Source organism: Pseudomonas sp. P5_A12 (assembly GCF_056400685.1).
Genome location: NZ_JBFUKU010000285.1, coordinates 1 through 6,735 on the forward strand (window position 1 = coordinate 1; position 6,735 = coordinate 6,735).

The window sequence follows — 6,735 nt, forward strand, 5'->3', positions numbered from 1 at the left end:
CATTTGTATGTGGAAACCTTTAAATGAAGCGTCTGTTCAGTGCCTGCGCCCTGCTCGCTCTGCTGGCCGGTTGCGCCAGTAACGATGCCGTCGATCCACACGGCTACGACAAGACCGGCGTCGCGTCCTATTACGGCGCCAAACACCAAGGCAAACGCACCGCCAGTGGCGAGCGTTTCAACAAGAATTCCATGACCGCCGCCCATCGCCAGCTGCCCTTCGGCACGCGGGTGAAGGTCACCAATCTGAACAACGACAAGTCCTGCGTGGTCCGCATCAACGATCGCGGGCCCCATACCCGGGGACGCCTGATCGATCTGTCCCATGAAGCCGCCGAGCGCCTGGGCATGATCAAAAGCGGCACTGCCAAGGTTCGCGTGCAAGCCCTCGACGACTGACAGACGGAGCACCGACCATTTTCGGACTTGCCGATTTACCCCTGATCAGTGTGATTGAACTGCTCAGTGGCCTGTTTTTACTGATCGCCGGCGCCGAACTGATGGTGCGTGCCGCCGTGCGTCTAGCGGCGCGGTGGCATGTGCGGCCGCTGATCATCGGTCTGACCATCGTTGCCCTCGGCAGCAGCGCGCCGCAGATGGCGGTCAGCCTGCAAGCCACCCTCGCGGAAAATGCCGACATTGCTGTCGGTAGCGTGATCGGCAGCAGCATCTTCAACATTCTCGTCACCCTTGGGCTCTCGGCGCTGATCATTCCGCTGCGTGTTTCGCGGCAACTGGTGCGCCTGGATATCCCGCTGATGATCGGCGCCAGCCTGCTGGTGTTTGTCCTGGCCTGGAATGAAGAACTGACCCGCACTGATGGCGTGACACTGCTGGCCRCACTGGCGTTATACCTGGGCTTGCTGCTGCGCCAGTCTCGGAACTCGGCTCGTCCGCCATCGAGCGATCCCCAAAGCCGTCCGGTCCCCTGGTTCAGCAGCCTGCTGATGATCGTGGCCGGGCTGGCAATGTTGATCTACGCCGGGCACCTGCTGCTGGGGGCGGCCGTTGAGGTGGCGACCGATCTAGGGTTGTCGGAACGGATCATCGGCCTGACCATCGTGGCCATCAGCACGTCCCTGCCGGAGTTGGCCACCTCATTGATTGCTGCCCTGCGCGGTGAGCGGGAAATTGCGGTGGGCAACGTGATCGGCAGCAACCTGTTCAACCTGCTGGGTGTGCTGGGCATCACGGCGCTGATTGCGCCGTCGCCCCTGTCGGTTTCTCCCAATGCCCTGGATTTCGACTTGCCGGTGATGCTCGGTGTCGCGGTGTTTTGTCTGCCGCTGTTCTATACCGGCTATCGGGTGACCCGGGCCGAAGGTTTGCTGTGTCTGGGTTTGTACCTCGCCTACGGGCTGCACGTGGTGTCGTTCACCACCGGCATGCCACTGGCCGGCAAACTTGAACACCTGATGCTGTTTTTCGTCCTGCCGGCGCTGGTGGCGTTTTTGCTGTTCACGTCGCTGCTCGCCTGGCGTCGCCAACACCACAAGAGGGATTTGCCATGACCGACACTAAAAAACCTGGCGTTGAAGTCCGCCGCCAAGTGATGGGCGACGCCTTCGTCGACCGCGCACTGGGCAATGCCACCGAGTTCACCCAGCCGTTGCAGGATTTCGTCAATGAACACGCCTGGGGCGCTGTCTGGAACCGTGATGGCCTGGCACTGAAAACCCGCAGCCTGATCACCCTTGCCGCGCTGACCGCGCTCAAATGCCCGCAAGAATTGAAAGGCCACGTGCGCGGCGCGCTGAACAACGGCTGCACCGTGGAAGAGATTCGTGAAACGCTGCTGCATTGCGCGGTGTATGCCGGCGCGCCGGCGGCGATTGATGCGTTTCGGGCGGCGCAGGAAGTGATTGAGAGCTATCAGAAGCCGGAGTGAAAATCCGAAGATGGTGGTGAAAGGTCTGCCGCCATCGCGAGCAGGCTCGCTCCYACAGGGGATCTCCTTTGTTGCACAAGTTGTGTGAACACTGAAGATCACTGTRGGAGCGAGCCTGCTCGCGATGAGGCCCTGAAGAACACCACCAAAGCTCTGGGTTAAATCCACCCACCCCACTGCAACAAAAAGATCCCGATGTTGGTAGTCACCGCCGCCATCAATGTGGTGATCACAATGATCGCCGCCGCCAGCTCGTGATTGCCATTGGCTTGGCGGGCCATGACAAAACTGGCCGCAGCGGTCGGGCTGCCGAAGTACAGAAACAGAATCCCCAGCTCCGCCCCCCGAAAACCCCAGAGCCAGGCCCCAAGGGTTGTCAGCACCGGCAGACCGATCATCTTCACCAGACTTGAGCTGAGTGCCATGTTGCCACTCTTGCGCAACGCTGCCAGCGACAGCGTGCCACCGATGCAGATCAACGCCAGTGGCAAGGTGGTTTGCGCCAGATATTGGCCGGATTTCTCCAGCCAGCCCGGCAAGCCAATATTGAAATAGGCAAACGGGGCCGCCGCAAACACGCTGATGATCAACGGGTTGCCCATCACGCTTTTGCAGATGCTCCACGGATCGGACTTGATCACCGGGCTGTATACCGCCAGCACAATGGTCGAGAGCGTGTTGTAGAACAGAATCACCAGCGCCGCGAGAATCGCACCGAGGGATATCCCGTAAGCACCGTACATACTCGCCGCCAGCGCCAGGCCGATCACCCCGTTGTTGCCGCGAAATGCGCCTTGGGTGTAGATCCCCCGATCTTCACGCGGGCACTTCCAGATCGCCCAGCCCCAGGCAATGGCGAAACTCACCAGCGTGGCAATCGAGAAGTAGATCAGCAGCGCCGGTTGTAGCGCGGCGCGGAGGTCGGCATGCAGGATGCCCAGAAACAACAACGCCGGCATGGTGACGTTGAACACCAGGGCCGACGCGGTGATGATGAAATTGTCGTTGATCCAGTTGATGCGCTTGAGCAACGCCCCCAGAAACAGCATGGCAAACACCGGCGCGGTGATGTTCAGGGTTTCGAGGAAGATAGCCAGCATGCCGGGGGGAACCTTGGGTGAGCGTCGTTAGGGGGCTAATGATAAGCCACTTTCACCCTGATCGTTCCAACGCTCTGCGTGGGAATGCCTCTTGTGACGCTCCGCGTCACGCTTTTGGACGCAGAGCGCCCCTGACTGCATTCCCACGCGGAGCGTGGGAACGATCATTAGTCGGTCTTAGGTAATCGGCGCCGGATTGAACAGGGTGATGTCGTTATGCAGCTTGTGCTGCTCGGCCCACGTCTGTTTCTTGCCGCTGGCCACGTCCAGGTAGTAGTGGAACAACTCCCATCCGAGGTCTTCGATCGAAGCGCGCCCGGTCGCAATCCGCCCGGCATCGATGTCGATCAAATCCGGCCAGCGCTGCGCCAGCTCCGTACGCGTCGAGACCTTCACCACCGGCGCCATCGCCAAGCCATAAGGCGTACCACGGCCCGTGGTGAACACATGCAGGTTCATCCCCGCCGCCAATTGTAACGTCCCGCAGACAAAGTCGCTGGCCGGGGTCGCGCAGAAAATCAGCCCTTTGCGCTTGAAACGTTCGCCAGGGCCAAGCACGCCGTTGATCGCGCTGCTGCCGGACTTGACGATCGAGCCCAGGGACTTCTCGACAATGTTCGACAACCCGCCCTTCTTGTTGCCCGGCGTGGTGTTGGCGCTGCGATCCGCTTCGCCCTTGGCCAGGTAACGGTCGTACCAGTCCATTTCCCGCACCAGTTCCTGAGCGACTTCCTCAGTCTCTGCGCGGGAGGTCAGCAGATAAATCGMATCGCGCACTTCGGTGACTTCGGAAAACATTACCGTCGCACCAGCACGCAGCAACAGGTCCGAGGCATAACCCAGCGCGGGGTTGGCGGTGATCCCGGAAAACGCATCACTGCCACCACACTGCATGCCCAGAATCAGCTCGGACGCCGGCACGGTTTCCCGGCGACGCTGATCGAGCTTCTTCAGACGGGTTTCGGCCAGCGCCATGATCTGCTCGATCATCTCGGTGAAACCGTGACTCGAATCCTGCAAGCGATACAACCACGGCTCGCTCAAATCCACCGAGCTGTCGTTCTCGTGCATCACTTGTCCGGCCTGCAATTTCTCGCAGCCCAGGCTGATCACCAACGCTTCGCCGCCCAGGTTCGGGTTGCGCGCAAGGTTGCGCACGGTGCGGATCGGGATATACGCATCAGCCGCCGTAATCGCCACCCCACAGCCGTAGCTGTGAGTCAGCGCCACCACGTCATCGACGTTCGGGTACTTGGGCAGCAACTCGTCCTTGATACGCTTGACCGCATGATCGAGCACGCCGGTGACGCACTGAACGGTCGTGGTGATCCCAAGAATATTGCGCGTGCCGACGGTGCCGTCGGCGTTGCGATAACCCTCGAACGTAAAGCCTTCCAGCGGTGCCTGCGCCGCCGGCACTTCGGTGGACAGCGGCAAGCTGTCCAGCGGTGGCGCGGTGGGCATGCGCAGTTGATCTTCCTTGACCCAGCTGCCGCGCGGGATCGGCTGCAACGCGTAGCCAATGGTCTGGCCGTAACGAATCACCTGGCCGCCTTCGGGAATGTCCTCCAGCGTGACCTTGTGGCTCTGTGGCACGAAGTCCACTGTCACCAGGCCATCGGGAAACTCGGTGCCGGCTGGCACGCCCTGGTCATTGACCACGATCACTACGTTGTCCCGCTCGTGCAGGCGGATGTAGCGCGGCGAGTCGGAATGTTCAATCAACTGCATGACGCCGCTCCTCAGGAATGCGCTTGTGACAATTTGTGATTTGATTCAGGACCGCTGACCGGTGGCTCTTTGAGTACCACACGTTTGATCGGACCGACGATCACCAGGTAGCTGAACACTGCAACCAGTGCGTTGCAACCGACAAACACCAGCGCCCATTTGAACGAACCGGTGGAGCTGATGATGTAGCCGATCACGATGGGCGTGGTGATCGACGCGATGTTGCCGAACATGTTGAACAGGCCGCCACTCAAACCGGCAATCTGTTTTGGCGACGTGTCGGAGACCACTGCCCAACCCAATGCGCCAACGCCTTTGCCGAAGAATGCCAAAGCCATGAAGCCCACGACCATCCATTCAACGTCAACGTAGTTGCAGGCCACGATGCTGCTGGACACCAGCAAGCCCGCGATGATCGGCGCCTTGCGGGCGAAGGTCAGGGAATGGCCTTTGCGCAGCAGGTAGTCGGAGATCACCCCGCCCAACACACCACCGATAAAACCGCAGATGGCCGGCAACGAGGCAATGAAACCGGCCTTGAGGATGGTCATGCCGCGTTCTTGCACCAGGTACACCGGGAACCAGGTCAGGAAGAAGTAGGTGATGGCGTTGATGCAGTACTGGCTCAAGTACACACCCAGCATCATGCGATTGGTCAACAGCTGACGGATGTAGTCCCATTTCGGACCTTCAGCCGGTTTGCCGGCGGCTTGTCCTTTACCTTTGTCCTGGTCCATATCGACCATGCCGCCGTTCTCGGCGATGTACTTGAACTCGGCCTCGTTGATTTTCGGGTGCTGGCGCGGGCTGTGGATAACTTTCAGCCAGATGCCCGAGAAGATGATACCAACCACACCCATGACGATGAACACATGCTGCCAGCCGAAGCTGTAGACGATCCAGCCCATCAATGGTGCAAACAACACGGTGGCAAAGTATTGCGCCGAGTTGAAGATCGCCGAAGCCGTACCGCGTTCAGCGGTCGGGAACCAGGCCGCCACAATGCGAGCGTTGCCGGGGAAGGATGGTGCTTCGGCCAGGCCGACCAGGAAGCGAAGCATGAACAGCGCTACCACCGCGGTGGACATGCCGAACTCGCCGACATAACCCTGCAACACGRTGAACAGCGACCAGGTGAAAATGCTCAGCGCATAAACTTTTTTCGAACCGAAACGGTCCAGCAGCCAGCCACCGGGAATTTGCCCGGCCACGTAGGCCCAACCGAATGCAGAGAAGATATAACCGAGGGTGACGGCGTCGATGCCGAGGTCTTTTTGCAGGCTGGAGCCCGCGATGGCGATAGTGGCCCGGTCGGCGTAGTTGATCGTGGTCACCAGAAAAAGCATGAGCAGGATCAAATAGCGGACGTGAGTCGGCTTGGTCGCTTGCATGTAGATGTACTCCCACTGATTATTTTTATGCGGGTAAAACATTTTTTGGTCTTGTACCGCGCGAAGCCTGAGGCAGGGCCTCGCGCGGGTGCTACGGGTTACGAACCGATGTAAGAGGTCTTCACCACGGTGTAGAACTCTTGCGCATAGCGACCTTGCTCGCGGGATCCATAGGATGAACCTTTACGCCCGCCGAATGGAACGTGGTAATCCACGCCCGCGGTCGGCAGATTGACCATCACCATCCCGGCCTGGGAATGGCGTTTGAAGTGGTTGGCGTACTTCAGCGAAGTGGTGGCGATACCCGCCGACAGACCGAATTCGGTGTCGTTGGCCATGGCCAGAGCGGCTTCGTAATCGGCAACGCGAACCACGTTGGCCACCGGGCCAAAGATCTCTTCGCGGCTGATGCGCATCTCGGCTTCGCTGTCGGCAAACAGTGTTGGCGCGAGGAAGTAGCCTTCAGTATCGCAAGTCACCAAACCGCCACCGCTGACCAGACGCGCACCTTCGGACTGGCCGATGTCGATGTACTTCATGTCTTGTTCAAGCTGAGCTTGCGAGACGACCGGACCAATGTCGGTGCCGGCTTTCAACGCGTGGCCGACCTTGATCGACTTCATGCG

Annotated in this window: 7 protein-coding genes; 3 read left to right on the plus strand and 4 right to left on the minus strand. The window is 59.8% G+C overall.

The window, feature by feature from the left end; translation table 11 throughout:
* Positions 1–23: 23 nt before the first annotated feature.
* Genes AC1DSG_RS25490 through AC1DSG_RS25500 form a run of 3 tightly spaced genes read left to right on the plus strand, consistent with a single transcriptional unit; the run spans position 24 to position 1,887 of the window.
* Complete coding sequence (locus AC1DSG_RS25490) at positions 24–398, plus strand: septal ring lytic transglycosylase RlpA family protein (RefSeq protein WP_477793361.1); 375 nt, start codon at positions 24–26, stop codon at positions 396–398.
* A gap of 50 nt (positions 399–448) precedes the next feature.
* Positions 449–1,510 carry a calcium/sodium antiporter gene (locus AC1DSG_RS25495; RefSeq protein ID WP_477793362.1) on the plus strand — a complete coding sequence of 354 codons (1,062 nt, stop codon included), beginning with the start codon at positions 449–451 and terminating at the stop codon, positions 1,508–1,510.
* Positions 1,507–1,887 carry a carboxymuconolactone decarboxylase family protein gene (locus tag AC1DSG_RS25500; RefSeq protein WP_477793363.1) on the plus strand — a complete coding sequence of 127 codons (381 nt, stop codon included), beginning with the start codon at positions 1,507–1,509 and terminating at the stop codon, positions 1,885–1,887. The genes AC1DSG_RS25495 and AC1DSG_RS25500 overlap by 4 nt, the downstream gene beginning before the upstream one ends.
* Positions 1,888–2,045: 158 nt before the next feature.
* Here the strand turns inward: AC1DSG_RS25500 and AC1DSG_RS25505 are convergent, their stop codons facing one another.
* The 4 genes from AC1DSG_RS25505 to AC1DSG_RS25520 form a co-directional block, all read right to left on the minus strand.
* Complete coding sequence (locus AC1DSG_RS25505) at positions 2,046–2,987, minus strand: AEC family transporter (RefSeq protein ID WP_477793364.1); 942 nt, start codon at positions 2,985–2,987, stop codon at positions 2,046–2,048.
* Between the two features lie 177 nt (positions 2,988–3,164).
* Positions 3,165–4,718 carry a galactarate dehydratase gene (gene garD / locus AC1DSG_RS25510; protein WP_477793365.1) on the minus strand — a complete coding sequence of 518 codons (1,554 nt, stop codon included), beginning with the start codon at positions 4,716–4,718 and terminating at the stop codon, positions 3,165–3,167.
* 11 nt (positions 4,719–4,729) lie between these two features.
* Positions 4,730–6,151: an MFS transporter gene (locus tag AC1DSG_RS25515; RefSeq protein WP_477793366.1), complete on the minus strand. Its 1,422-nt coding sequence runs from the start codon at positions 6,149–6,151 to the stop codon at positions 4,730–4,732.
* Between the two features lie 56 nt (positions 6,152–6,207).
* On the minus strand, positions 6,208–6,735 hold a 528-nt coding region (locus AC1DSG_RS25520; RefSeq protein WP_477793367.1), incomplete at its 5' end, for an aldehyde dehydrogenase family protein.

Excerpts from the sequence above, each read along its gene's own strand:
- AC1DSG_RS25500 (WP_477793363.1), top strand. The coding sequence starts at position 1,507 with ATGACCGACACTAAAAAACCTGGCGTTGAAGTCCGCCGCCAAGTGATG.
- AC1DSG_RS25505 (WP_477793364.1), bottom strand. The coding sequence starts at position 2,987 with ATGCTGGCTATCTTCCTCGAAACCCTGAACATCACCGCGCCGGTGTTT.
- AC1DSG_RS25490 (WP_477793361.1), top strand. The coding sequence starts at position 24 with ATGAAGCGTCTGTTCAGTGCCTGCGCCCTGCTCGCTCTGCTGGCCGGT.